Source organism: Cellulomonas sp. KH9 (genome assembly GCF_900114185.1).
Lineage (GTDB): Bacteria > Actinomycetota > Actinomycetes > Actinomycetales > Cellulomonadaceae > Cellulomonas.
In genome coordinates this window covers 798,659-822,688 of sequence record NZ_FOSE01000002.1, presented here as the reverse complement: position 1 = coordinate 822,688, position 24,030 = coordinate 798,659, and the positions used below count along the sequence as shown (strand labels likewise).

Sequence of the window (24,030 nt, the reverse complement as noted above, 5' to 3'; positions counted from 1 at the left end):
TCACCCGATCTCCAGCGCCGTGACGCGCCACGCGCCGCGGTGGGACTCCAGACGGAGTGCCACCGCGCGCACGCGCACGCCGTCCTCGACCACGAGGCACGCCTCGACGGTGTGGTCGTCGAGCGGGCAGACCCGCACCCGGCGGGCTGCCGGGCGCCGCGCGTGGGTGAGGACGCCCGCGCGGCGCACGAGCGCGGCGCGCTGCTGCAGCGACTCCAGCACCGTGGGCGACACCCACCGGGCCAGCTGAGCGGCCGCCCGGCGCGCCAGCACGACCTCGACGCACGCGAGCCCGACGCCGTGCGCGAACCGTCCGGCGTCCGTCGCGGGTGCCGCGCCCCGGTCGTCCGGCGGGTCGCCGGCGGGTGCCCGCTCGGCCACTGCGAGCCGGTGCAGACGCTCGACCAGCGAGGGCGGGGGTGAGAGCTCCGCGGCGCGCCGCCCCGGTGGTGCGGGCGCGGCCGGGACGAGCCTGAGGCGCGGCCGGCCCCGGGCGGGAGCCGGGCTCCCGGGGTGGTCGGGCGGGCGCGGGGACGTGGGCGTTGCCGGCTCCGGGTGCGTGGCCGTCGGGTGCCCCCCGCGACCCGCGGCGGTGATGGCGGTGAGGGCGTCCTCGAACGCGGCCCCGGCGACGTCGTCGTGGTCCGGCGTCGTCATCGTGGGCTCCCGGTGGTCGGCACGGTCAGGGTCTGCCCGGGCTGCAGGACGTCGGGGTCCGGGCCGATGGTCGCGGCGTTCGCCGCGTACCACCGCGGCCACTCGGCCGCGACGGCGGCGTCGGACGCGTCGGGCCCGAGCGCGCGTGCCGCGATGCCCCACAACGTGTCGCCGGCGCGGACCACGACGACCTGCGCCTCCCGGGGTGCCGGCGTCGTCGCGGCCTGAGGCGGCGCCGCCGGGGCCGGTGCGGCGACCTCCTGCAGCGCGGCGACCTCCTGCAGCGCGGCGCCCGACGGTGCGCGGGTCGCGATCGGCGAGGTGCCCGCGGTGTCCGGGGGGTCGGACGGCGGGGCGTGGGCGACGGTGCCGCCGCCGGTCGCGGTGGGCGACCACCCGAGGTCGACCGTCACCACAGGGCGGTCGGCGGGGGAGTCGGTGCCCTGGGCCCCGACCGCGCTCCCCAGTCCCACCGTCGCCGCGACCGCCACCGTCAGGGCGCGGCGCACGAGCCCCGGCGCCCACCGGTGGACGACGGACTCACCCGTGCGCCACGCACCGCCGGCGGTGCGCGCCGCGGCGCACGCGGCAGCGAGCAGCGCGGACGCCCCGAGCCAGGCGGCAGCGAGAGCACCGCTCACCACGACGGCCGGACCGACGACCGCCTCGACGCGCCACACCTGCGTCGACCCGATGTGGGCGACCACCCAGGCGAGGAGGAGCGCGGCGGCGGCCGTCGCGCCGGTGCCGAGCAGGACCAGGCTCGCCACGGCGCGGCGCGGTGTGGCGCCGCGGGGTGGCGGGGGTGTCGTCGGCAGCGGCACAGTGCTCCTCTTTGATGCAGTTTGATGTCGTTTGACGTCGACTGGTGAGGACAGGTGTAGTCGAGGCGGGCCCGGATTGTCCAGTAGGGTCCGATCCGTGACGTGGGGTGAGGGCGCGGTGGCCGGGGACGCCGCGGGCCGGTGGGAGCGGCTGTTCGCCGACCTGGAGGCCCAGCTCGCCGCCGGCAGCGCCGCCGAGACGCGGTGGGACGTGGCCGAGCTGACCCGCGCCGAGCGTGCGCGGGTGGGGCTGGCGGACCGGCTGCGCGCGTCGACGGGGCGTCGCCTGCGGGTCGTCACGACGGACGCCGGCGCCTTCGAGGGGGATCTGGTCGACGCGGCGCCGCAGTGGCTCCTGCTCGCGTCCGGTGCGGGCCGGACCGCCCTGGTCGTGGTGGCGGCGCTGGCGGCGGTCGAGGGGCTCGGGGCGCACGTGGCACCGCCCGCGGGCCGCACCGAGTCGGCGCTCGGGCTCGGGCACGCGTTGCGCGCGCTGGCGCGCGACCGTGTCGGCGTGACCGTGCACGCCCGGGGTGCCGTGCTCGCCGGACGTCTCGAGCGCGTCGGGGCCGACCACCTGGACCTGATGCCAGCGACGGGGCCGGCGCGGCCCGTCTGCGTGCCGTTCGACGTGCTGCAGGCGGTGGTGTCGCGGTGACGCGGGCCCGCGTCGACGTGGCCCCGCCCGCGGCGCGCGACGTGCGCCGACCGGGCCGCGGCGCGGCCGGGTTCAGGCCGGGTGCGTCAGGCCTGCCCCTCCGACGCTGCGGGGGTGTTGCGCGCCCGGGTCTCGGCGTACATGCGCTCGATGTACCGCTCCAGCTCGGCCGACTCGACGCGCCACTGGAGCCGCCCGCCGATCTGGATCGCGGGCAGCTCGCCCGACCGCACGAGCGCGTACGCCTGCGGGGCCGAGACGTTGAGGATCTCGGAGACGTCGGCGAGCGTCAGGAACCTCGGTGCCATTCCCGCAGTCTCGCACGGCCGACCTCGCGCGGACCGTTGTCCACAGGCGCCGTCACCCCCCGCCCGTGTCGCTGCCGACCGGGCCAGACTCGTGCCGCCGGGACGCACGTCGACCGGCCCCCTGCTGCCCGCCGTCCCGGCTCGCCCGTGGGCCGTCGACTCGTCCGTCATCGCTGATCAGGAGCTGCTGTGGACACCACCGTGCTCGACCTGCCCGCCCCGGCGGCGACGCGGCTGCGCCGCCCCGGGTGGCGCGACCCCCGGCTGCTCGTCGGGTTCGCGCTCATCGCCGCGTCCGTCGTGCTCGGCAGCTGGGCCGTGACCTCGGCGCAGCGGACGGTGCAGGTGTACGTCGCCCGGGACGTGCTCGTCCCGGGTGCCGCGCTGTCGTCCGCGGCCCTCGTCGTGGCGGACGTGCGGCTCGCCGACCGTGTCGAGGGGTACCTGCGGGCCGATCGGCCCCTGCCGGAGGGTGCCGTCGTGGTACGTCCCGTCGGCGCCGGTGAGCTGGTGCCGCTGGGGGCCGTCGGCGCCGCGGCCGACCTGCAGGTGCGCGCGGTGCCGGTCGCCCTGGCGGGGCCGCCGCCGAGCGGCCTGGTCGCGGGGTCGCGCGTCGACCTCTGGTTCACACCCGAGCAGGGTGCGCCCGGCGCCGCCGACGCGGGCGCGACTCCACCGGCTCCGCTCGCGGCGGACCTCACCGTCGCGGAGTGAGCGCACCGGACGGTGCGTTCACGAGCGGCGGCGCGCGCACGGCCCACGTGCTGGTCCCCGTGGACGACCTGCCGACCGTGCTCGGCGCGCTCGCCGGCGACGGCCGCGTCGACGTCGTCCCCGTCCCGGGCGGCTGACGTGGGCGTCGGGGTGCTGTGCGCGGTGCAGGGCGCGGCCGAGTCGGTGGTCGTGCAGGCCGTGGAGGGGTCGGGCGGGCGGCTGTCGGTGACGCGGCGGTGCGCCGACCTCACCGAGCTGCTCGCCGCGGCGGAGGCGGGACTCGGCGGGCTGGCGGTCGTGTCCGCCGACCTGGACCGGCTCGACCGGGAGGCCGTGGCGCTGCTGCACCGGTGCGGCGTCCGTGTCGTCGGCCTGGCGGACCCGGCGCGCCCGTGGCTCGCCGAGCGCTTGACCGCGCACGGCGCCGACCTCGTCCTCGACGTGGCGGACGACGGGGAGGTGCCGGACGTGGTGCGCGGGGCGCTGGCCGTCCTGGAGGACGTCCCGCCCCGGCAGTCGGTGGCCCGGCCCGCCCCTCCCACGCGCCGCGGGGCGACCGTGGCCGTCTGGGGGCCCACCGGCGCCCCCGGACGCACGTTCGTCGCGGTCAACCTGGCCGCCGAGCTGGCCGCGCTCGGGCGGTCGACGCTGCTGGTGGACGCCGACACGTACGGCGGGGTGGTCGCGCAGGTGCTGGGGGTGCTCGACGAGGCGCCCGGCCTGGCCGCCGCGGCCCGGGCAGCCGGCCAGGGGGCGCTGGACCTCGGCACGCTCGCCCGTCTCGCACCGGTCGTCCTGCCGGGCCTGCGGCTGCTGTCCGGCATCTCCCGTGCGGACCGCTGGCCCGAGCTGCCCGCCAGCTCCCTCGAGCCGGTGCTGTCCCAGGCGCGGGCGCTCGCGGAGGTCACGGTGCTCGACACCGGCTTCTGCCTGGAGCAGGACGAGATGCTCAGCTACGACACGCGGGCGCCCGCGCGGAACGCCGCCACGATCACCGCGCTCGAGCAGGCGGACCTCGTCGTGGTCGTCGGCGCGGCGGACCCGGTGGGGGTCCAGCGACTCGTGCGGGCGCTCGCCGACGCGACGGACCGCGGCCTGGCCGGCACGCGCCGCGTCGTCGCGAACCGCGTGCGACCGACGGTGGCCGGCGCACGTCCGGGGGAGGCGGTCGCCGCGGCGCTGGCCCGGTACGCGGGCGTCGAGGACGTGGTGCTCGTGCCGGAGGACCGTCAGGCAGCCGACACGGCGCTGCTGGAGGGGCGGGCGCTGCGGGAGGTGGCGCCCGGCTCCCCGGCGCGCCGCAGCCTGGCGGCGCTCGCGGCGCAGATCGTGGCGGGCCTGCCCGCCGACGCGCCGGGCGCCCGCGTCGCGGTGGGGTGAGCCGGCAGCGGCAGACTGGTCCCGTGCGCGTCTACCTGCCTGTGACCCTCGACGAGCTGCAGCAGTCCTCCCCGGTCCTGCTCGGACCCCGACCGGGGCATGCCGTCACGTCGGCGCTGCGTGCCCTGTGGCCGGACGAGGACGAGGAGGGGTGGGAGTACGCGGCGCAGGCCGGCGCCGGCGACGGCTCGGTCGCGCTGCTGGGCGGTCGCCCGGACGCCCCGCGGCTGCGAGTCGTCGTCGCCGCCGACGTCCCCGACGGCTGCGTGCGCGCACCGGAGGACGCCGCGGTGCCCTCCGCCGTGGAGGTGGTGTGCGAGGTCACCCTCGCCCAGGTGGTGAGCGTGCACGTCGACGAGCCGGCAGCGGCCGCGGACGTCACGGCCGCGGCGGCGGGGGACGAGGCGGCACTCGAGCGCCTCGACGAGCGTGACCTGCTCTGGTACGACGTCACGGAGATCGCGGACATCCCGGTCGCCTGAGACCTGCCGCCGACCCCGGTGCGCCGACCGTGACCCGCGCCACGCGCGGCCGGTTGGACCGCCGGGCCCCGGCTCGGGTAATGTTCCCGGTCGGTGCGGGGCAGTGAGCCGCGCGCCGCTGGTGCTGTGCACGGGTCTTCGATCCGGTCACAGCCCTTGGGGTATGGTGTAATTGGCAGCACGACTGATTCTGGTTCAGTTAGTCTAGGTTCGAGTCCTGGTACCCCAGCGTTGTTCTTCGGGCGTCAGCCCGTTGACCAGCACGGATGCGTCCGCCTCACGGCGGGCCGCCGGACGTCGCGGATTTCGGCTCGCGGCGGACGTCGGGTACAGTATCCACTCGGCACACGGCCTACGGGTTCGTGAGCAAGGCCCCCGTTGTGTAGCGGCCTAGCACGCCGCCCTCTCACGGCGGTAGCGCCGGTTCGAATCCGGTCGGGGGTACGGTCGAAGGCCCGGTCACCATGGTGACCGGGCCTTCTTCGTGCCGCGGCACCGCATCCGGGCGAGTGCGGCGGGGGCGGCCGGGGCGTGGTGACGTCCGTCACGGTCCGCAGACGAAGGAGCCCGAGCCCGTCGGCGACGCCGATCGGGCCCGGGCTCGTGGTCGGGGAGGTCAGTCGGCGGTGCGGCGCAGCACCTCGGTCAGCCGGTTGGCCGCCGAGACCACCGCGGAGGCGTGCAGCCGGCCCGGCTGCCGGGAGAGGCGCTCGAGCGGCCCGGAGACGGACACGGCGGCCACCACGCGCCCCGACGGGCCGCGGACCGGCGCGGAGACCGAGGCGACCCCGACCTCGCGCTCGGACACCGACTGCGCCCAGCCGCGACGACGCACCCCGGACAGGATGGTGGCGGTGAACTTCGAGCCCTGCAGGCCCCGGTGCAGCCGGTCCGGCTCCTCCCACGCCAGGAGGACCTGCGCCGCGGACCCGGCCTGCATGGTCAGCGTCGCGCCCACCGGGATCGAGTCGCGCAACCCGATCGGGCGCTCCGCCGCCGCCACGCAGATCCGCTGGTCGCCCTGCCGGCGGTACAGCTGCGCGCTCTCCCCGGTGTGGTCCCGCAGCAGCGCCAGCACGGGCCCTGCGGCGGCCAGCAGCCGGTCCTCGCCGGCAGCTGTCGCCAGCTCCGACAGGCGCGGGCCCAGCACGAACCGGCCCTGCAGGTCGCGCGCCACGAGGCGGTGGTGCTCGAGGGCGACTGCGAGGCGATGGGCCGTGGGGCGGGCAAGATGGGTGGCGGCGACCAGCTGTGCGAGGGTCGCGGGTCCGGCCTCCAGGGCGCTCAGCACCGACGCGGCCTTGTCCAGGACGCCGACTCCGCTAGAGTTGTCCATAGGTCGATATTGGCGTCTCGAAGGCTGAGATGCAAGCCGGAGGCCACCAGGCACCGTCGAACAGTCATCGACCCGGTGACCCGGGAGGCCCCCGCCCGGACGAGAGGAACGACGCACATGGCCGGCACGCTGGCGGAGAAGGTCTGGGACGCGCACGTCGTGCGCCGTGGCACGGACGGTGCCCCGGACCTGCTGTACATCGACCTGCACCTCGTGCACGAGGTCACGAGCCCGCAGGCCTTCGAGGGCCTGCGCCTGGCCGGCCGGCCCGTGCGTCGTCCCGACCTCACGCTGGCCACCGAGGACCACAACACCCCGACGCTCGACATCGACCGTCCGATCGCCGACGCCACGAGCCGCACGCAGATCGAGACGCTGCGCAACAACGCCGCGGAGTTCGGCGTGCGGATCCACTCGCTCGGTGACGCCGACCAGGGGATCGTCCACCAGGTCGGTCCGCAGCTCGGGCTGACGCAGCCGGGGCTGACGGTCGTCTGCGGGGACTCGCACACCTCGACGCACGGGGCGTTCGGCGCCCTCGCGTTCGGCATCGGCACCAGCGAGGTCGAGCACGTCCTGGCGACCCAGACGCTGCCCCTCGCCCCGTTCAAGACCATGGCGATCACCGTCAACGGCGCGCTGCCGATCGGCGCCAGCGCGAAGGACATCATCCTGGCGATCATCGCCAAGATCGGCACCGGCGGCGGTCAGGGCTACGTCCTGGAGTACCGGGGCGAGGCGATCCGCAACCTCTCGATGGAGGGGCGGATGACGATCTGCAACATGTCGATCGAGGCCGGGGCGCGCGCGGGCATGATCGCGCCGGACGAGACCACGTTCGCCTACCTCAAGGGCCGCCCGCACGCGCCCGAGGGCGCCGACTGGGACGCCGCCGTGGAGTACTGGCGCACCCTGCGCACCGACGACGACGCCGTCTTCGACGCGGAGGTCGTGCTCGAGGCGGCCGACCTCGAGCCGTTCGTCACGTGGGGCACCAACCCCGGCCAGGGTCTGCCGTTGTCGGGCAACGTGCCCGTCCCGGAGCAGATCGCCGACGCCAACGAGCGCGTCGCGGCCGAGCGCGCCATCGAGTACATGGGTCTGACGCCCGGACAGCCGCTGCGCGAGATCAAGGTGGACACCGTCTTCATCGGCTCGTGCACCAACGGGCGGATCGAGGACCTGCGGGCCGTCGCCAAGCTGGTGAAGGACCGCAAGAAGGCCGACGACGTGCGCGTCCTGGTGGTGCCCGCCTCCGCGCGCGTGCGCCTGCAGGCCGAGGCGGAGGGCCTCGACCGGATCTTCCTCGACTTCGGTGCCGAGTGGCGCAACGCCGGCTGCTCGATGTGCCTGGGCATGAACCCCGACCAGCTCGCCCCGCAGGAGCGCTCGGCGTCCACGTCGAACCGCAACTTCGAGGGCCGTCAGGGCAAGGGCGGGCGCACCCACCTGGTCTCGCCGCTCGTCGCAGCGGCCACCGCGATCCGCGGGACGCTGTCCTCGGTCGCCGACCTCGGCCCCGACGTCGAGGTCCCCGACGGCAGCCCGCTGCACACCGACGACGCGCTGCAGACCGTCTGACGCCCCCGAGACCCCGACAGGCAGGCCCATCATGGAGAAGTTCACCCAGCACACCGGGGTCGGCGTCCCGCTGCGGCGCAGCAACGTCGACACCGACCAGATCATCCCCGCCGTGTACCTCAAGCGGGTCACGCGCACGGGCTTCGAGGACGCGCTGTTCGCGGCGTGGCGCGGCGACCCCGCGTTCGTCCTCAACCAGGACGCCTACCGGGCCGGCTCGGTCCTCGTCGCCGGCCCCGACTTCGGGACCGGGTCGTCGCGCGAGCACGCCGTGTGGGCGCTGAAGGACTACGGCTTCCGTGTCGTGATCTCGCCGCGGTTCGCGGACATCTTCCGCGGCAACTCCGGCAAGCAGGGCCTGCTGGCGGCCCAGGTCGCGCAGGAGGACGTGGAGCTGCTCTGGAAGGTCCTCGAGACGCGGCCCGGCACCGAGGTGACCGTCGACCTCGGGGCGCGCACGGTCGTCTGCGACGACGTCGTGGTGCCGTTCCAGGTCGACGACTACACGCGCTGGCGGCTCATGGAGGGGCTCGACGACATCGGCCTGACCCTGCAGCACGCCGACGAGATCACGGCGTTCGAGCAGCGTCGCGAGTCGTGGCGGCCCGCCACGCTCCCCGCGAAGCACCTGCCGCCGGTCCCGGTGCGCCCGGCGCGGCCGGTCGTGGCGGTCGACCTCGGGCCGACCCGGGGCGCCTGACGACGTCCTGACCTGCTCGCTCGACGGGGCGGGAGCGCGGCACCCGCCGTGCTCCCGCCCCGTCGCTTGTGAGGGTTCTGCGAGAACAGCGCGCAGCGGGACCGAGATGACGCGCGCATCCCGTCGCGTGGTGGACGATATGGGCATGAGCGACCTGCTGTACGTCGAGGGTGGCAACCCGTTGCGCGGCGAGATCACCGTCCGCGGAGCCAAGAACTTCGTGTCGAAGGCGATGGTGGCCGCCCTGCTGGGCGAGACGCCGAGCGAGCTGCGCAACGTCCCTCAGATCCGGGACGTCGCGGTCGTCTCCGGTCTGCTGCGGCTGCACGGTGTGACCGTCGAGATCGACGACGACGCCGGCACGATCAGCCTGGACCCGACGGACGTCGAGTCGGCGCACGTCGCCGACATCGACGCCCACGCCGGGTCCAGCCGTATCCCGATCCTGTTCTGCGGACCCCTGCTGCACCGCCTGGGCGAGGCGTTCATCCCGGACCTGGGCGGCTGCCGCATCGGCGACCGGCCCATCAACTACCACCTCGACATCCTGCGGCAGTTCGGCGCGGTCGTGGACAAGAGCGACAACGGCATCCGCATCCGCGCCCCGCACCGGCTGCAGGGCACCAAGATCGCGCTGCCGTACCCGAGCGTCGGCGCCACCGAGCAGCTGCTGCTGACGGCCGTGCGCGCCGAGGGCATCACCGAGCTGTCGAACGCCGCGATCGAGCCCGAGATCATGGACCTGATCAACGTGCTGCAGAAGATGGGCGCGATCATCTCCGTGGACACCGACCGGGTGATCCGCATCGAGGGCGTCGACCGGCTGGTCGGGTTCCGGCACACCGCTCTGTCCGACCGCATCGAGGCGGCGTCGTGGGCCTCCGCGGCGCTGGCCACCGGCGGGGACGTCTACGTCCGCGGGGCCACGCAGCCGGAGATGACGACGTTCCTCAACACCTTCCGCAAGGTCGGCGGGGAGTTCGCGATCGACGACGAGGGCATCCGGTTCTTCCACCCGGGCGGCGACCTGCGGTCGATCCAGCTCGAGACGGACGTGCACCCGGGCTTCATGACGGACTGGCAGCAGCCGCTGGTCATCGCCCTGACCCAGGCGCGCGGCCTGTCGATCGTCCACGAGACGGTGTACGAGAACCGGTTCGGGTTCGTCGACGCCCTGCTGGGCATGGGCGCCACGATCCAGGTCTACAAGGAGTGCCTGGGCGGGCGGCCCTGCCGCTTCGGCCAGCGCAACTTCTACCACTCGGCCGTCATCTCCGGGCCCACGCCGCTGTCGGCGGCCGAGATCGAGGTGCCGGACCTGCGCGGCGGCTTCAGCCACCTCATCGCGGCGCTGACCGCCAAGGGCACGTCCGCGGTGCGGGGCATCAGCCTCATCGACCGCGGCTACGAGCACTTCACCGACAAGCTCGAGGCCCTGGGCGCGACGTTCAGCCGCGAGCCCGACACGCGCCGCTGACGCGGCGCGGACCGCGGCACCCCGTGGCGCGGCTACGATCGGTTCCCGTGCCGTCGCCGTCGCGTTCCAACCTCGCCTACCGCAACGTCGCACGCATCGTGCGCACGCTGCTGTTCGCGACGACCCGCCCCGACTGGCACGGTGCCGAGCACCTGCCGACCGAGGGCGGGTTCATCGCGGTCGCCAACCACATGACGGAGGCCGACCCGCTCACGTTCGCCCACTACCTGTGGGACAACGGGCACGTCCCGCGTGTGCTGGCCAAGGCCTCGCTGTTCCGGGCCCCCGTCGTGGGGTCCGTGCTGCGCGCGACGGGTCAGATCCCCGTGCACCGCGACACCGCGGCGGCGGGTGACTCGCTGCGGGCAGCCGTCGAGGCCGTGCGGCAGGGGGAGTGCGTGGCGGTGTTCCCCGAGGGCACCCTCACGCGCGACCCCGACCTGTGGCCGATGGTCGGGCGCACGGGCGCCGCGCGCCTCGCGCTGACGACGCGGGCCCCGGTCGTGCCCGTCGCGCAGTGGGGCCCGCAGGACCTCCTCGCGCGGTACGGCAAGGTCCCCCACCTGGTGCCGCCCAAGAAGGTCACGATCGTCGCCGGACCCCCGGTCGAGCTGTCCGACCTCTACGACCGGCCGCAGGACACCGCGACGCTGCGTGAGGCGACCGAGCGCATCATGACGGCCATCACCGTCCTGCTCGAGGAGATCCGCGGGGAGCAGGCGCCTGCGGAGCGGTACGACATGCGTCGGCGACGCGCAGCCGAGGAGGGGACGACGCCGTGACGCAGCCGACAGGTCCGCTGCGGACCGCCGTCCTGGGGTCGGGGAGCTGGGGCACGACCTTCGCCGCCGTGATGGCCGACGCGGGGTGCGAGGTCACGGTCTGGGGGCGTGACGCGACCACCGTGGACGAGATCGTGCGCGACCGCCGCAACTCCCGGTACCTGCCGGGCGTGGAGCTGCCCGCCGCGGTCACCGCGACGCTGGACGCGCGTGCGGCGGTGGCCGACGCCGACGTGGTGGCGGTCGCCGTGCCGTCCCAGCGTGCGCGTGCCGTGCTCGCGCCGCTGGCGGACGCGGTGCCCGGGCACACCGTGCTGGTGTCGCTCATGAAGGGCGTGGAGCTGGAGACCGACCAGCGGATGAGCCAGGTCGTCGCGGAGAGCCTGGGCATCGCCGCCGACCGTGTCGCGGTGCTGTCCGGGCCGAACCTCGCGCGCGAGATCGCCCTGCGCCAGCCGACGGCCACCGTCGTGGCCTCCACGAGCCGGGACACGGCGGCCCTCGTGGCGCGCGCGTGCGCCTCGTCCTACTTCCGCCCGTACACCAACCCCGACGTCGTGGGGGTCGAGCTGTGCGGTGCGGTGAAGAACGTCATCGCGCTGGCGGTCGGCATCTCGCAGGGGCGGGGCATGGGCTTCAACACCATGGCCACGGTCATCACGCGGGGCCTGGTCGAGATCACCCGCCTGGGCCTGGCGCTCGGCGCCGACGCCGAGACGTTCCCCGGCCTGGCCGGGATGGGCGACCTCATGGCGACGTGCGCGTCCCCGGACTCGCGCAACCACACGCTGGGTGTGCACATCGGGCGGGGGATGCGCCTCGACGAGGCCGTCGTCGCCACGGGAGGGACGGCCGAGGGCGTGAAGTCCTGCCGCTCGGTGCTGGAGCTCGCGACGTCCCTCGGCGTGGAGATGCCCATCACGTCGGCCGTCGTGCAGGTGCTGCACGAGAACCTGCCCGTCGACGAGCTGGCCGGGTTGCTGCTCGCACGCCCGCACAAGGCCGAGGGCGTCTGACCCGGCGGCGTCCGAGCGCCGCGTCGGGTCAGACGTGCGCGTCGCCCGCGTGCGAGGCCGCGTCGAGCGCCGCGTCGAGGTCCGCCCACAGGTCCTCGACGTCCTCGATCCCGACCGACAGCCGGACGAGGTCGTCGGGCACCGTGGCCGACTCGGTGGCGAAGCGGCGGCGGCGCTCCAGCGTCGACTCCACACCGCCCAGGCTCGTGGCCGGCACCCACAGCCGCACGGCGGCGACCAGGGCGTCGGCACCGGCGGCGCCGCCGACGGGACGCACGCCGAGGATCGCCCCGAAGCCGTCCATCTGCGCGGCCGCCCGTGCGTGCCCCGGATCGCCGGGCAGCCCGGGGTAGCGCACCTCGACGACGTGCGCGTGCGCGGCGAGCCGTCGCGCCAGCTCGGCCGCGTTCTGCTGGGCGCGCTCGACGCGCAGCGCGAGCGTGCGCAGGCCCCGCAGTGCCAGCCACACCTCGAACGGGCCCGCGATCGCGCCGTGCGTGGTGCGGTGCGCCACGAGGCGGGCGTGCAGGTCCGGGTCGTCGGTGACCGTGGCGCCCAGCACGACGTCGGAGTGACCCGCGAGGTACTTGGTGACCGAGTGCACGACGACGTCCGCGCCGTGCGCCAGGGGGCGCTGCAGCAGGGGGGTCGCGAAGGTGCTGTCGACGGCCACGAGGGCGCCGACCTCGTGCGCCGCGGCCACCAGCGTCGGCAGGTCCGCGACCTCGAGCATCGGGTTGGTGGGCGACTCCAGCCACAGCAGGTCTGCAGGTCCGTCGGCTCCGCCCCGCACGGCGGCGACCACCGCGTCGGTGTCGGCCACGTCGACGGGATCGACCCGCAGCAGGCCTCGGCCGGCGAGCTCGCCCAGCAGCACGAGCGTCACCTGGTACGCGTGGCGCGGCACGACCACGCGCCCACCCACCGGCACGAGCGAGACGGTCGCGTCGACCGCCGCCATGCCGGACGCGAACACGGTGGCGGGCGGCCCCGTGACCGGTCGCCCGGTGGCCGCGTGGTCGGTGCGCTCGAGCACCGCCAGCGCCTCCTCGAAGGGCTCCCAGGCGGGGGTGCCGATGCGGCCGTAGACGAGCTCGCCCGTGGCGGGCGTGCCCTGCGAGACGAACGTCGAGGTGAGCACCACCGACGGGTTGAGCGCCGCACCGGGGGTGCGGGCGGGGCGCCCGGCGCTGACCGCGAGGGTGCGCGGCGAGGGGGCCGTGGGTCGGCCGTCGGGTCGCGGGGCGGGGGCGTCGGGCACCGGCGTGGTCACCGGGGCAGGCTACGCCCGGCGGGGTGCCGGGCGGGCCCACGACCGGAGCGCGGGAGGGTAGGGTCGGTGCGCGATGGACGCCACCGAGATGCCCCTGCCCGACGACGGCACCCGCAGCGGTGGTGACGCTCCCGCCGGCGGTCGCCGCCCCCGGGTCATGGTGCTCTTCGGGGGGCGCTCCGGCGAGCACGCCATCAGCTGTGCGACAGCCGGCGGCGTGCTGCGCGCCATCGACCGCAGCCGGTACGACGTGGTCGCCGTCGGCATCACGCGCACGGGCCAGTGGGTCCTCGCCGACGACGACCCCCAGCGCTGGGTGATCCGCGACGGGCGCCTGCCGGAGGTCGAGGACACCGCGACGCGCGTGCTGCTGCCGCAGGGCACGGGCGAGCACGACGTGCAGGTGATCCGCGACGGTCGTCTCGACGCCCCGCTCGGTGCCGTCGACGTCGTCTTCCCGCTGCTGCACGGCCCGTTCGGCGAGGACGGCACGCTGCAGGGCCTGCTGGAGCTGGCCGACCTGCGCTACGTCGGCTCGGGCGTCCTGGCGTCGGCCGTGGGCATGGACAAGCACATGATGAAGCTCGTGCTGGCCGGCTCCGGCCTGACCGTCGGCCCCTTCCGGGTGCTGCCGGGTGGGCGGCCGGCCGACGACGCGACCCTCGCGTCGTGGGTGGAGGACCTCGGTCTGCCGCTGTTCGTCAAGCCGGCCCGCGCCGGGTCGAGCCTGGGGATCTCCCGCGTCGACGACGCCGCCGACCTCCCGGCGGCGGTCGCCGCGGCCCGCGAGCACGACCCGAAGGTGATCGTCGAGGCCGGTCTCGTCGGACGCGAGATCGAGTGCGGTGTGCTCGGCGGTCGCGGGGGCGTCGCGCCCCGCGCGTCGCTGCCCGGTGAGATCGTCGTCACCGACGCCCGCCACAGCTTCTACGACTTCGAGGCCAAGTACCTCGACGAGGCGGGCGTCACGCTGTCCTGCCCCGCCGACCTCGACCCCGACGTCGTCGCACGCGTGCAGGACGTCGCGGTGCGCGCGTTCGAGGCCGTGGGCTGCGAGGGCCTCGCCCGCGTCGACGTGTTCGTGACCCCCGACGGCGACGTCGTCGTCAACGAGATCAACACCATGCCCGGCTTCACGCCGTACTCGATGTATCCGCGGATGTGGCAGGTCACGGGCCTGGACTACGCGGACCTCGTCGACGAGCTGGTCGGCCTCGCGCTCGAGCGGCCCACCGGCCTGCGCTGAGGGCGGCGCCCGTCACAGGCAGCTGCGCTGCTGCTCCGTGAGGGCGACCGCCGGTCCGAGCAGGTCGACGAAGGACGTCGAGTAGGTCGTCGCGACGGCCTCGGGCACCCGCAGCTCGACCGCCGGGACCCGGCCGTACGTGGTGAAGGTCCAGTCGCCGTCGTCCTCGACGACCACCCAGTCGATCGTCGGGCCCTGCGGCGTCGTGACGGACCGGCACTGGTCGGTGGTGGGTCCCGGCGGCTCGACGCCGCACCGCAGCACGAGCGCCGCACCGGGCTCGCCCCACGCCGTGGTGGCCTGGGCGTCGGTGTCGAGGCGGTCCAGCCCGTCGCCGAGCGAGTCCGGCAGCGCCAGCACGACCGAGGCGCACACGGGGTCGGTGGCGTGCGGGGCGACCGTCACGGGCACGGTCGGGGCGCAGGCCGTCAGGAGGAGGAGTGCGCTGCTCGCCGCGAGGGCGGCGGCGGTGGGACGGTGGTGCACGCCGCCACGCTACCCGTCGCGCGGTGGTGCCCACGCCCGTGGGCCCACGCACCGCGACGCAGCGTCTAGCGTGGTCCCGTGCCCCGGGATCCTGCCGTCGTGTCCGACCTCACCGAGCAGGGCCTGCTGGACCTGATCCTCCCGCACCTGCCCGTGGGCTCCGGCACGCTGGTCCCGCCCGGCGACGACGCGGCCGTGGTCGCCGCCCCCGACGGCCGCTACGTCGTGACGTGCGACGTGCTGGTCGAGGACGTGCACTTCCGCCGCCGCTGGTCGAGCGGGCAGGACGTCGGTCGGCGCGCGGCCATGCAGAACCTCGCCGACGTCGCCGCCATGGGCGCGCGGTCGGTCGCCCTGGTCGTCGTTCTCGTGGTGCCGCGGGAGACGCCCGTCGCGTGGGTCGAGGACCTCGCGCGCGGGCTCGGGGACGCGTGCCGGCCGCTCGACGTCGGTGTCGTGGGCGGCGACCTGTCGTCGGGTCCGGCGCTCATGGTGTCGGTGACCGCGCACGGGGACCTCGAGGGGCGCGCCCCGGTGCGGCGCGGGGGTGCCCGGCCCGGTGACGTGGTCGCCCACGCGGGACGCCGGGGATGGTCCGCGGCCGGCCTCGGTCTGCTCACGGCGGGGCGCGAGGACGCCGACCCGGGTCTGGTGGCCGCCTACCGCTCGCCCGAGCCCGCCCTGGCCGCCGGGCCGGCGGCGGCCCGGGCGGGCGCCACCGCGATGCTCGACGTGTCGGACGGGCTGCTGGTCGACGCGGGGCGCCTCGCCCGGGCGAGCGGCGTGACGCTCGCCCTCGACGCCCCCGGCGACGTGTTCGCCGACGACGTCGCGCGCCTCGGGCCGGCGGCCGCGCTGCTCGGTGCCGACCCGGTCGGCTGGGTGCTGGCCGGGGGAGAGGACCACGGCCTGCTCGCGACGTTCCCGCCGGACGCGGTGCTGCCGCCGCCGTTCCGTGCGGTCGGCGTCGTGCGTGAGCGGGGGGCCGAGGACGTGCTCGTGGCGGGTGCGGCCCCGACGGTCGCCCCGGGGTGGGACCACTTCGGCGGGTGACGCACCGCGGGTCGTGACGCACGGGTCGTGACGCCCAGGTCATGGCGGCCGCGGCACCCGGCGCGTCGGGCCGAGACGTGTCACCTGCGGCCCGGCGGGTCAGCCGCGGCGGTACCGCACCTCGAGCAGGTCCGCACCGCCGATGGTCTCGAGCCGCTCGACGCCGTCCGGCGAGAACCCGTGGCGGCGGTAGAAGTGCCGGGCGCGGGCGTTGTCCGCCAGCACCCACAGCGCCATCGGGGTGCGCTCGCCCACCTCGGCGAGCACGCTGCGGATCAGGTCCCGTGCCACGCCGTGCCCCCACGTGCCGGGGTCCAGGTAGATCGAGTAGATCTCGCGCTCCCCGCGGCGGGCGTCCTCGTCACGGCTCGGGCCGTACGTCGCGAAGCCGAGCAGGCGCCCGTCGGACTCCGCGACGAGCGTGCGGACGTGGTCGGCCGGACCGGCGGCGAGCATCTGCGCCCACCGTTCCCTGCGGCTGTCGGGATCGAGCGACCGCAGGTGCTCCGCCGGGACGATGCCGGCGTAGGCCTCCTGCCACGAGCGCACGTGCACGGCAGCGATCTCCGCCGCGTCGTCGGTGGTCGCGGGACGGATGGTGACCTCGTCGATGTGCTCGGCCATGCCGACACCCTGCCACAGGTCGCGGGCAGCACGAAGGCCCGCGAGCTGGTGCTCGCGGGCCCTCGGCGTGTCGTTGGTGCGTCCGCGCCGTGCGTCCCGTCGGGTCGCCGGGCGGTGCAGCGGCTCAGACGGCGCGCTGGACCTTGCCGGCCTTGAGGCACGAGGTGCACACGTTGAGGCGCTTCGGGGTCCCGGCGACGACGACGCGCACGCGCTGGATGTTCGGGTTCCAACGCCGCTTCGTACGCACGTGGGAGTGCGAGATGCTGTGCCCGAAGCTCGGGCGCTTGGCGCAGACGTCGCAGTTGGCAGCCACGGTCTTCTCCTGGTTCTGTCCTGTCGCGGGCCGACGGGCGACCCGGGGTCGTGCACGTCCCGCGCTCCCGCGCATCGGCCGGGCCCGCGGGCCCGGGACCGCACGGCGGTGCGTCGGAAGGTCTGTGGGGGTGCCGGACGGTGGTCCGGGCAACCGGGCAAGACTAGCCCATCGCCGGGGTGACGCCCAAATGTGGGTACGGTGCGGGACAGTGGGCCGCGGACGGGAGCCCGCAGCCGGCACGTGCGGGACCCCTGCGGTGCCCGGTGCGGTGCCCGGTGCGGGGCCCGGAGCCGTGCCGGGTCCGGGTCGACGTCGGTCAGGGGAGGTGCGGGTGGAGGTCGTCGTGCAGCACGTCGCGCTCGACGCCGCGGTCGTGCGCGCGTGGGCCGAGGGCGCCCTCGCGGCCTGCCGGGCGGCCCGGGAGCGGATCGACGCGGTCAACGTGTTCCCGGTGCCGGACGCGGACACCGGCTCCAACGTCGCCCTGACCGTCGCGGGCGGTGCGCAGGCGGTGGCGAGGGCGGGCGGCGACGCCGGTGCCGCGGAGCTCCTGGCGGTGTTCGCCGCGGGGGCGGCGCGGGCGGCACGCGGCAGCTCGGGGATCATCCTCAGCCAGTGGCTGGTCGGGTTCGCGGACGGGGTGCCGGACACGCTCCCGCCCACCGCGACCGACGGGGCGGGTGCCGCACTTCTCGTCGGTGCGCTCGAGCGCGCCGCGCGCGCCGCGGCCGCCGCGGTGCCCGACCCGCAGGAGGGCACCGTCCTGACGGTCGCGCGGGAGGTGGCCGCGCACGCCCGTCGCGGGCTGGGCACCCGCACCGCCGCCGTCGACGTGCTGGCGGACGCCGCCGCCGCGGCGCGCGCGGACCTCGCACTGCTCAGCGCCGGGCACGACGTGCTGCGCGCGGCCCGCGTCGTCGACGCGGGCGCCTGCGCCCTGCTGGTGGTGGTCGACGCGCTCGTCCGGACGCTGCGCACGGGCGGGGCGCCCGGCGGTGCGCAGGACGTGGACCTGGCGTGGTTGCCCGAGGCCCGGGCCGACGTCGTCGCCTCCTGCCCACCGGCCGGTGGCGGCGCCTACGAGGTGATGATGCTGGTGCACGCCACGTGGGACGGTCTCGACGGCCTCGCGGCGGCGCTGCAGGGCGTGGGCGACGCGGTCGCCGTGGTCGACGCGGGCCCCGCGTGGCACGCCCACGTCCACTGCGACGACCCGGCCGTCGCCCTGGCGCTGGTGCCCGCCGAGGTCCGCGAGCAGGTCGTCGTGCGGCGGGTGGACGAGCCGGCGCCGGCCGAGCGGGGCCTCGTGGTGCTCACCCGGTCGCCCGGGCTCGCCGCGTGGTACGCCACGTGCGGCGCGGTGACGCTCGTGGGCGGGCGCACCGACGCGGAGCAGGTCACCCGCGCGGCGGTCGACACACGGGCCGGGCACGTCGTGGTCGTGGACGCGGGCGTCGGGGTCCCCCCGGCGCCCGGTACGGGCACGCCCGACCTGCCGGACTGCGGCCTGCCGACCCGTGACCTGGCGACTCCTGACGTGCCGACCTGCGACGTGCTGGCCGCGGCGGGGGACGGGCCGGCGGTCGTGGCGTGCCTGGCGCTCGTGGCGGACCCGCAGGTGGCGCCGGACGCGGGACGCGCGGCGCTGCGGCGGCTGCGCGCCGCCGTGCCCACGGACCTCGGGACCGTGCCCGGGACGGTGGTCGACCTGCTGCGCGACGCGCACGACGCGCAGGGGCTGACCCTCGTGCACGGCACGGTCGACGGGGCGCAGGTGCGTGCCGTCGCCGACGCGCTCGGCGCCGCGCACCCGGAGCTCGAGGTCGTCGTCGCGGGCCCCGCGGTCGGCCCCGCGTGGTGGGTGGGGGTGGACTGACGTGCTCGCCGCCGACCCGCTGGGCGTGCCGCTGACGAAGCTGAACGCCCGCACCGCCAAGGCCCTGGGCAAGCTCGGCCTCACCACCGCCGGCGACCTGCTGCGGCACTACCCGCGGCGGTACGCCGAGCCGGGCACGCTCACCGACATGGCGAGCCTGCGCGTGGGGGAGCACGTCACGGTCGTCGCCGAGGTCGTCCGGACGTCGCTGCGCCCCACCGCCCAGGGGCGCGGGCTGCTGCAGTCGACCATCACGGACGGCCGCAGCCGCATCGAGCTCACGTTCTTCGCCTCGCACGTCAAGAAGCTGGAGTGGCGCCAGGGGCAGCTGCGCCCGGGGCGCCGCGGGCTGTTCACGGGTGAGGTGTCCGTCTACCGCGACACCCTGCAGCTCATGCACCCCGAGTGCCGGCTGTTCGGCGCCGACGACGACGCCCACGACGAGGACGAGGCGCTGCTCGAGGCGGGGCGACCGATCCCGGTCTACCCGGCCGTCGCCGGGTTCGAGTCGTGGAAGGTCGCGCAGGCCGTGCGCACCGTGCTCGACCCGCTGCGGGAGGCCGACGTGCCGGACCCCGTGCCCGCCGACCTGCGCGAGCGCGACGCGCTGCCGACCCTGCTGGAGGCGCTGCGGCTGGTGCACGTGCCGCAGGCCGAGGTGGACTGGCAGCGGGGCCGCGAGCGGCTGCGGTACGAGGAGGCGCTGGTGCTGCAGGCCGAGCTGGCCCGCCGCCGCGCCCGCGTCGCCCGTGAGGAGGCGGTCGCCCGCCCGCCGCGGGCGGACGGTCTGCTCGACGCCTTCGACGAGCGGCTGCCCTTCACACTGACGGCGGGCCAGCGCACCGTCGGGGAGCAGATCGCGGCCGAGCTGGCCGCACCGCGTCCCATGCAGCGGCTGCTGCAGGGCGAGGTGGGCTCGGGCAAGACCGTGGTGGCGCTGCGCGCGATGCTGCAGGTCGTCGACGCGGGCGGGCAGGCGGCGCTGCTGGCACCCACCGAGGTGCTCGCGGCCCAGCACGCGCGCACCCTGCGCGGCCTGCTCGGGGACCTGGCCGAGGGCGGGTTCCTCGGCGGGGCGAGCCGGGCGACCCGGGTGGCGCTCCTCACCGGGTCGCTGCCGACGGCGGCCCGCCGGGCGGCGATGCTCGACGCCGCGAGCGGGGCCGCGGGGATCGTCGTGGGGACCCACGCGCTGCTGTCCCAGGACGTGCAGTTCGCCGACCTCGGTCTGGTGGTCGTCGACGAGCAGCACCGGTTCGGCGTCGAGCAGCGCGACGCGCTGCGCGCCAAGGCGGGTCGCACCCCGCACACGCTGGTCATGACGGCGACCCCGATCCCGCGGACCGTGGCGATGACCGTCTTCGGGGACCTCGAGACGTCGGTGCTCAGCGAGGTGCCGGCCGGGAGGCAGGGCATCACCACCCACACCGTGCCGGCCGACAACCCCCGCTGGACCGACCGCACCTGGCAGCGGGTGCGCGAGGAGGTCGCCGGCGGCGGGCGCGCGTACGTCGTGTGCCCGCGGATCGACGGGGACGCCACCGCGGGCGACCCGGCCGACGAGGACGGGTCCGACCTCGTGCTCGACGCCGACCCGACGGTCGGCGCGCCGGCGCCGGGGGAGCGACGACCCCTGCGGGCGGTGCTGGACGTGGTCGAGGAGCTGCGGGCGCGGCCCGACCTCGCCGGGATCGGCATCGGCGTGCTGCACGGACGGCTGAGCCCTGAGGAGAAGGGCCGGGCGTTCGCGGCGTTCGCCTCGGGCGAGGCGCCGGTGCTCGTGTCCACCACCGTCGTCGAGGTCGGCGTGGACGTGCCCGACGCGACCGTCATGGTCGTGCTCGACGCGGACCGGTTCGGCCTGTCGCAGCTGCACCAGCTGCGCGGCCGGGTGGGGCGCGGGTCGCGGCCGGGGCTGTGCCTGCTGGTCAGCGCGGCGCAGCCGGGGACCGACGCCCACACGCGCCTGGAGACGCTCGCGGCCACGACCGACGGGTTCGAGCTGGCCGCGCTCGACCTGGAGCTGCGCCACGAGGGTGACGTGCTCGGCGCCGCCCAGCACGGGCGCGGCAGCTCGCTGCGGCTGCTGCGCGTGACCCGGGACGCCGACGTCATCGCGCGGGCCCGCACCGACGCGCGCGCTCTGGTCGAGCGCGACGCCGACCTGGGGGCCTGGCCGGCGCTCCGCTCGGCGATCGAGGCGTCGCTGGCGGGCGAGCGCGAGGAGTTCCTCGACCGCGCCTGAGGCGCGGCCGCCGGCGTCAGCAGGCGCGGGCGCTGGCTACCCTGGCCGCATGGCTCCGGTGGTGCGTGTGCGTGATCTGCAGGTCGGCTACGGAGCGGCACCCGTGTGCGCGCCGGTCTCGTTCACGCTGGGCGAGGGGCGCGCCGTCGCGCTCGTCGGCGCCAACGGATCGGGCAAGTCCACCGTCCTCAAGACCGTCCTGGGCCTGCTCGAGCCCGTGGCGGGGCGCGTCGAGGTGCTGGGCCGCCCGGTCGACGAGCGCCAGGTGTGGTTCCGGCGCGCGGTGTCGTCCGTCCTCGACGACGACGCCTACTTCCCTGCGCTGACGGTGGCGGAGCACCTGTACCTGACCGCGCGGGGCCACGGCGTCCTCGACGCCCAGGACGAGGTGGCCACCCTGCTGGACGAGTTCGGCCTGGCGGACCACGCGCGCGCGACGCCCGTCTCCCTGTCCTCCGGTCAGCGACGCCGGCTGCTGCTCGCGGCCGGGCTGGTGCGGCCGCGGTCGCTGCTCGTGCTCGACGAGCCGGAGCAGCGGCTGGACCAGCGGATGCGGGCGCGGCTCGCGGACCGGCTGCGAGCGGAGCGCGAGGCCGGCGGTGCGGTCCTGATCGCGACGCACGACCCCGACCTCGTCGCTGCGGTGTGCACGCAGGCGGTGCACGTCGCGGACGACGCGTCGAGCGTCCTGTCGCCCGCCGAGGCGGCGGACCGCATCGCGCGGGTCGCGCTGTGACCGACGTCGACGCGCCCGCGGGCGACCCGCACGCCGGCGAGCCGCACGACGCCGAGCCGTACGGCACCGACCCGTACGACGTCGACGAGGACCCGCTCGTCGGCGACTTCGACCTCGGCGAGGTGCCGTCCGCGCGGACCGTCCGCCGGTACACCGCGCAGGCCGCGCGGGCCCGCGCCGGCGCGTCCGTCGGCTCCCTCCTGACCGACGTGTACACCGCCGCGACCAGCGTGGCCATCTCCGTGCTGATCGTGCTGGGCGTCGTGCAGCAGCTGGGCGACTCCCTGCCGCCCGCACCGCCCGTGCGCGACGCCGGCGGCGGCCTGAGCCTGCCCGTGCTGGTCGCCGTGCTGCTGCTGGCCGCCACCGGCGTGCTGCTGTCGACGGCCGGTCGGCTGGGTCCGGTCGGCGTGGAGGGTGCCCAGGCCGCGTGGTGGCTGCCGCTGCCCGTCGACCGCCGCGGCCTGCTGCGGCCCGCGGCCGCGCGCGTCCCTGTCGTGGCGGCGCTGACCGGCGCCCTGGTCGTGATCGTCCTCGAGGCCGGGCTGCTGGCGACGGGCGCGGCGGCGCTGGTCCGTGCCGGGCTGCTCGGGGCTGCCGTCGCCGCCGTCGTCGTCCTCGCGGCCGCCGTGGCGCAGAGCCTCGGCGTGCCGCGTCGCCGCATCGCGCTGGTGGGCGACGCCCTGCTGGTGACGGCGCCCCTGCTGGCCGTCGCCGTCCTGCTCGGCGGTCGCGCCCCCGCGACCCTGCCGGGGCCGTCCTGGCCGGTCGTCGCCGGTGCCGCCGTCCTCGCGGCGGTGCTCGCCGTGGTCGTCGACCGGCGCCTGGGGGACCTGCCCGGCCGTGCGCTGCGCGAGGGCGGCTCGGTGGCGACGCAGGCGGTGGGCGCCGTCGTCTCGCTGGACTCCCGTGAGCTGGGGCGGGCGCTGACCGGTGGCGCCGCCGCGACGTCGCGGCGCTGGGTGTCCCGCCTGCGGACCGCGCGCGGCCCGGCGACCGCGCTCGTGACGGCCGACCTCGTGGTGCTGCGCCGCTCGCTGCGGCACGTCGTGCAGCTCGTCGTCGCGGCCGGTCTGCCGGTCCTCGCCACGGTCGTCCCGCAGCTGGCGAGCCCCGTCGGGGTGCTCCTCGCCGTGCTGCTCGGCGGGTGGATGGCGTCGAGCGCGAGCGCGGAGGGCGCCCGGTGGGCCGAGATGGCCCCCGTCCTGGACCGGCTGCTGCCGCTCGACGACCGCACGGTGCGGCGCCTGCGGATGGTCGTCCCGGGGCTGGTCATGCTCGGGTGGTCCCTCGTCGCGCTCACCGCGGTGGGCGTCTGGGCGGGCGCCCCGCAGCACTGGCTGGTGCTGGCGGTCGCGTCGGCCCCCGTGTGGGCGGCCGCCGCCGTGCGCGCGGCGTACCGGCCCGCCCCCCGCTGGGACAAGCCGCTGATCGCGACCCCGGCGGGTGCGCTGCCGTCGGGGGTGCTGCAGGTCATCGCACGCGGTCCGGACCTGGTGGCGTTCTGCCTGCTGCCGCTGTGGATCGCCATCGGGCTGACGGACGTCGTCACCGTCATGGTGACCGCGCAGCTCGCGCTGTCCGTGGTGGCAGTGCTGATCGCGTCGTCGACCGCCGAGAAGGGCTGGATGGAACGGATGCTCGAGCAGCAGGACCAGGGCAAGGGGGCGACCCCGTGACCCGGATCGTCGCGGGCAGCGCGGGCGGGCGCACGCTCGTCGTGCCCCCGTCCGGCACGCGGCCCACCAGCGAACGCGTCCGCGAGGCCCTGTTCTCGCGGCTGGAGCACCTGGACGCCGTCGACGGTGCCCGGGTGCTCGACCTCTACGCCGGGTCCGGTGCCCTCGGCCTCGAGGCGGCGAGCCGCGGTGCGGTGCACGTCGTGCTCGTCGACGCCGCGCGGACGGCCGCCGACGTCTGCCGTCGCAACGCGCGCGGGCTGGGTCTGACGGACCGGGTCGAGGTCGTGGCCGACCGGGTCGACCGGTACCTGAGCCGTCTGGCACCCGCCGACGGGCCCGCCGGTGAGGTGTTCGACCTCGTGCTGCTGGACCCGCCGTACGACCTGGCGGAGGACGCGCTCGCGGCGGCGCTCGCGGGCGTCGCCCGCTGCACCGCCCCGGGCGGCGTCGTGGTGGTGGAGCGCTCCTCGCGCGCGGCCGCCCCGACGTGGCCGCAGCCGCTGGCCCCCTCGGACGACCGCCGCTACGGCGAGACCCGGGTGTGGTTCGGGGAACGTCCCGCCTGACGTCCGCCG

The 24,030-nt window shown here is 76.2% G+C and carries 25 protein-coding genes and 2 tRNA genes; 19 read left to right on the top strand and 8 right to left on the bottom strand.

What is annotated here, in order from left to right:
• The gene (locus BMZ16_RS19255) at positions 1-657 is read right to left on the bottom strand and encodes an Rv3235 family protein (RefSeq protein WP_089799813.1); all 657 of its coding nucleotides are present in this window, start codon (positions 655-657) and stop codon (positions 1-3) included.
• Positions 654-1,427: a LysM peptidoglycan-binding domain-containing protein gene (locus BMZ16_RS09750; protein ID WP_089800072.1), complete on the bottom strand. Its 774-nt coding sequence runs from the start codon at positions 1,425-1,427 to the stop codon at positions 654-656. The genes BMZ16_RS19255 and BMZ16_RS09750 overlap by 4 nt, the downstream gene beginning before the upstream one ends.
• 151 nt (positions 1,428-1,578) lie before the next feature.
• Here BMZ16_RS09750 and BMZ16_RS09745 point away from each other — a divergent pair, with 151 nt between their 5' ends.
• Positions 1,579-2,139, top strand: a complete 561-nt coding sequence (locus BMZ16_RS09745; protein WP_255366510.1) for a hypothetical protein — start codon at positions 1,579-1,581, stop codon at positions 2,137-2,139.
• Positions 2,140-2,225: 86 nt separating this feature from the next.
• Here the strand turns inward: BMZ16_RS09745 and BMZ16_RS09740 are convergent, their stop codons facing one another.
• Complete coding sequence (locus BMZ16_RS09740; RefSeq protein WP_089799811.1) at positions 2,226-2,447, bottom strand: helix-turn-helix domain-containing protein; 222 nt, start codon at positions 2,445-2,447, stop codon at positions 2,226-2,228.
• 189 nt (positions 2,448-2,636) lie between these two features.
• Here BMZ16_RS09740 and BMZ16_RS09735 point away from each other — a divergent pair, with 189 nt between their 5' ends.
• The 6 genes from BMZ16_RS09735 to BMZ16_RS09715 all read left to right on the top strand — a co-directional run bounded on the left by BMZ16_RS09735 (position 2,637) and on the right by BMZ16_RS09715 (position 5,467).
• Positions 2,637-3,161 (top strand): hypothetical protein, encoded by a 525-nt coding sequence (locus tag BMZ16_RS09735; protein ID WP_255366509.1) that lies wholly within the window; start codon positions 2,637-2,639, stop codon positions 3,159-3,161.
• Positions 3,158-3,298, top strand: a complete 141-nt coding sequence (locus BMZ16_RS19735) for a hypothetical protein (RefSeq protein ID WP_255366508.1) — start codon at positions 3,158-3,160, stop codon at positions 3,296-3,298. The genes BMZ16_RS09735 and BMZ16_RS19735 overlap by 4 nt, the downstream gene beginning before the upstream one ends.
• Before the next feature lies 1 nt (position 3,299).
• Entirely contained in the window at positions 3,300-4,541 is a 1,242-nt protein-coding gene (locus BMZ16_RS09730; protein WP_177199636.1) for an AAA family ATPase, read from the top strand.
• 23 nt (positions 4,542-4,564) lie between these two features.
• On the top strand, positions 4,565-5,023 hold the full coding sequence (locus tag BMZ16_RS09725; protein ID WP_089799808.1) for a DUF6912 family protein: 459 nt from the start codon (positions 4,565-4,567) through the stop codon (positions 5,021-5,023).
• A gap of 157 nt (positions 5,024-5,180) precedes the next feature.
• Positions 5,181-5,252 (top strand) — tRNA-Gln (locus BMZ16_RS09720).
• Positions 5,253-5,394: 142 nt separating this feature from the next.
• A tRNA-Glu gene (locus BMZ16_RS09715) sits at positions 5,395-5,467 on the top strand.
• A 172-nt stretch (positions 5,468-5,639) separates the two neighbouring features.
• On the opposite strand, the gene BMZ16_RS09710 is transcribed toward BMZ16_RS09715, so the two are convergent.
• Positions 5,640-6,359: an IclR family transcriptional regulator gene (locus tag BMZ16_RS09710; protein ID WP_089799806.1), complete on the bottom strand. Its 720-nt coding sequence runs from the start codon at positions 6,357-6,359 to the stop codon at positions 5,640-5,642.
• Positions 6,360-6,476: 117 nt separating this feature from the next.
• Here BMZ16_RS09710 and leuC point away from each other — a divergent pair, with 117 nt between their 5' ends.
• From leuC to BMZ16_RS09685, 5 genes are all read left to right on the top strand, one after another.
• The gene (gene leuC / locus BMZ16_RS09705; RefSeq protein ID WP_089799804.1) at positions 6,477-7,940 is read left to right on the top strand and encodes a 3-isopropylmalate dehydratase large subunit; all 1,464 of its coding nucleotides are present in this window, start codon (positions 6,477-6,479) and stop codon (positions 7,938-7,940) included.
• A 31-nt stretch (positions 7,941-7,971) separates the two neighbouring features.
• The gene (gene leuD / locus BMZ16_RS09700) at positions 7,972-8,640 is read left to right on the top strand and encodes a 3-isopropylmalate dehydratase small subunit (protein WP_089799802.1); all 669 of its coding nucleotides are present in this window, start codon (positions 7,972-7,974) and stop codon (positions 8,638-8,640) included.
• A gap of 145 nt (positions 8,641-8,785) precedes the next feature.
• Complete coding sequence (gene murA, locus BMZ16_RS09695) at positions 8,786-10,117, top strand: UDP-N-acetylglucosamine 1-carboxyvinyltransferase (protein ID WP_089799800.1); 1,332 nt, start codon at positions 8,786-8,788, stop codon at positions 10,115-10,117.
• A gap of 47 nt (positions 10,118-10,164) precedes the next feature.
• Entirely contained in the window at positions 10,165-10,899 is a 735-nt protein-coding gene (locus BMZ16_RS09690; protein WP_089799798.1) for a lysophospholipid acyltransferase family protein, read from the top strand.
• Positions 10,896-11,915: an NAD(P)H-dependent glycerol-3-phosphate dehydrogenase gene (locus BMZ16_RS09685; RefSeq protein ID WP_089799796.1), complete on the top strand. Its 1,020-nt coding sequence runs from the start codon at positions 10,896-10,898 to the stop codon at positions 11,913-11,915. The genes BMZ16_RS09690 and BMZ16_RS09685 overlap by 4 nt, the downstream gene beginning before the upstream one ends.
• Positions 11,916-11,943: 28 nt before the next feature.
• On the opposite strand, the gene BMZ16_RS09680 is transcribed toward BMZ16_RS09685, so the two are convergent.
• The gene (locus tag BMZ16_RS09680) at positions 11,944-13,188 is read right to left on the bottom strand and encodes a trans-sulfuration enzyme family protein (RefSeq protein ID WP_255366507.1); all 1,245 of its coding nucleotides are present in this window, start codon (positions 13,186-13,188) and stop codon (positions 11,944-11,946) included.
• A 73-nt stretch (positions 13,189-13,261) separates the two neighbouring features.
• Here BMZ16_RS09680 and BMZ16_RS09675 point away from each other — a divergent pair, with 73 nt between their 5' ends.
• Positions 13,262-14,434, top strand: a complete 1,173-nt coding sequence (locus BMZ16_RS09675; protein WP_089799794.1) for a D-alanine--D-alanine ligase family protein — start codon at positions 13,262-13,264, stop codon at positions 14,432-14,434.
• Positions 14,435-14,446: 12 nt separating this feature from the next.
• On the opposite strand, the gene BMZ16_RS09670 is transcribed toward BMZ16_RS09675, so the two are convergent.
• Entirely contained in the window at positions 14,447-14,920 is a 474-nt protein-coding gene (locus BMZ16_RS09670) for a DUF3515 family protein (protein WP_089799792.1), read from the bottom strand.
• 78 nt (positions 14,921-14,998) lie between these two features.
• On the opposite strand from BMZ16_RS09670, the gene BMZ16_RS09665 reads away from it, so the two are divergent.
• Positions 14,999-15,973 (top strand): thiamine-phosphate kinase, encoded by a 975-nt coding sequence (locus BMZ16_RS09665; RefSeq protein WP_089799790.1) that lies wholly within the window; start codon positions 14,999-15,001, stop codon positions 15,971-15,973.
• A gap of 99 nt (positions 15,974-16,072) precedes the next feature.
• Here BMZ16_RS09665 and BMZ16_RS09660 read toward each other — a convergent pair whose 3' ends face one another.
• Positions 16,073-16,597: a GNAT family N-acetyltransferase gene (locus BMZ16_RS09660; RefSeq protein WP_089799788.1), complete on the bottom strand. Its 525-nt coding sequence runs from the start codon at positions 16,595-16,597 to the stop codon at positions 16,073-16,075.
• 124 nt (positions 16,598-16,721) lie between these two features.
• Positions 16,722-16,913: a 50S ribosomal protein L28 gene (rpmB, locus tag BMZ16_RS09655; RefSeq protein ID WP_046528726.1), complete on the bottom strand. Its 192-nt coding sequence runs from the start codon at positions 16,911-16,913 to the stop codon at positions 16,722-16,724.
• A gap of 334 nt (positions 16,914-17,247) precedes the next feature.
• Between rpmB and BMZ16_RS09650 the strand changes: the two genes are divergently transcribed.
• The 5 genes from BMZ16_RS09650 to rsmD are packed head-to-tail and all read left to right on the top strand — an operon-like array spanning position 17,248 to position 24,021.
• Positions 17,248-18,792, top strand: coding sequence for a DAK2 domain-containing protein (locus BMZ16_RS09650; protein WP_177199635.1), 1,545 nt, complete (start codon positions 17,248-17,250; stop codon positions 18,790-18,792).
• 1 nt (position 18,793) lies between these two features.
• A complete protein-coding gene (locus tag BMZ16_RS09645) occupies positions 18,794-21,037 on the top strand; it encodes an ATP-dependent DNA helicase RecG (RefSeq protein WP_089800063.1) in 2,244 nt (747 codons plus the stop codon).
• 49 nt (positions 21,038-21,086) lie between these two features.
• The gene (locus tag BMZ16_RS09640; protein WP_089799784.1) at positions 21,087-21,773 is read left to right on the top strand and encodes an ABC transporter ATP-binding protein; all 687 of its coding nucleotides are present in this window, start codon (positions 21,087-21,089) and stop codon (positions 21,771-21,773) included.
• Positions 21,770-23,452 carry a DUF6297 family protein gene (locus BMZ16_RS09635; protein WP_255366506.1) on the top strand — a complete coding sequence of 561 codons (1,683 nt, stop codon included), beginning with the start codon at positions 21,770-21,772 and terminating at the stop codon, positions 23,450-23,452. Before BMZ16_RS09640 ends, BMZ16_RS09635 begins: the two co-directional genes overlap by 4 nt.
• Positions 23,449-24,021, top strand: coding sequence for a 16S rRNA (guanine(966)-N(2))-methyltransferase RsmD (rsmD, locus tag BMZ16_RS09630; protein ID WP_089799782.1), 573 nt, complete (start codon positions 23,449-23,451; stop codon positions 24,019-24,021). The genes BMZ16_RS09635 and rsmD overlap by 4 nt, the downstream gene beginning before the upstream one ends.
• The last annotated feature ends 9 nt before the right edge of the window (positions 24,022-24,030 follow it).

Coding starts and splice junctions, on each gene's coding strand:
- BMZ16_RS19255 (WP_089799813.1), bottom strand. CDS start 657: ATGACGACGCCGGACCACGACGACGTCGCCGGGGCCGCGTTCGAGGAC.
- BMZ16_RS09740 (WP_089799811.1), bottom strand. CDS start 2,447: ATGGCACCGAGGTTCCTGACGCTCGCCGACGTCTCCGAGATCCTCAAC.
- BMZ16_RS09710 (WP_089799806.1), bottom strand. CDS start 6,359: ATGGACAACTCTAGCGGAGTCGGCGTCCTGGACAAGGCCGCGTCGGTG.
- leuC (WP_089799804.1), top strand. CDS start 6,477: ATGGCCGGCACGCTGGCGGAGAAGGTCTGGGACGCGCACGTCGTGCGC.
- leuD (WP_089799802.1), top strand. CDS start 7,972: ATGGAGAAGTTCACCCAGCACACCGGGGTCGGCGTCCCGCTGCGGCGC.
- murA (WP_089799800.1), top strand. CDS start 8,786: ATGAGCGACCTGCTGTACGTCGAGGGTGGCAACCCGTTGCGCGGCGAG.
- BMZ16_RS09675 (WP_089799794.1), top strand. CDS start 13,262: ATGGACGCCACCGAGATGCCCCTGCCCGACGACGGCACCCGCAGCGGT.
- BMZ16_RS09660 (WP_089799788.1), bottom strand. CDS start 16,597: ATGGCCGAGCACATCGACGAGGTCACCATCCGTCCCGCGACCACCGAC.
- BMZ16_RS09640 (WP_089799784.1), top strand. CDS start 21,087: ATGGCTCCGGTGGTGCGTGTGCGTGATCTGCAGGTCGGCTACGGAGCG.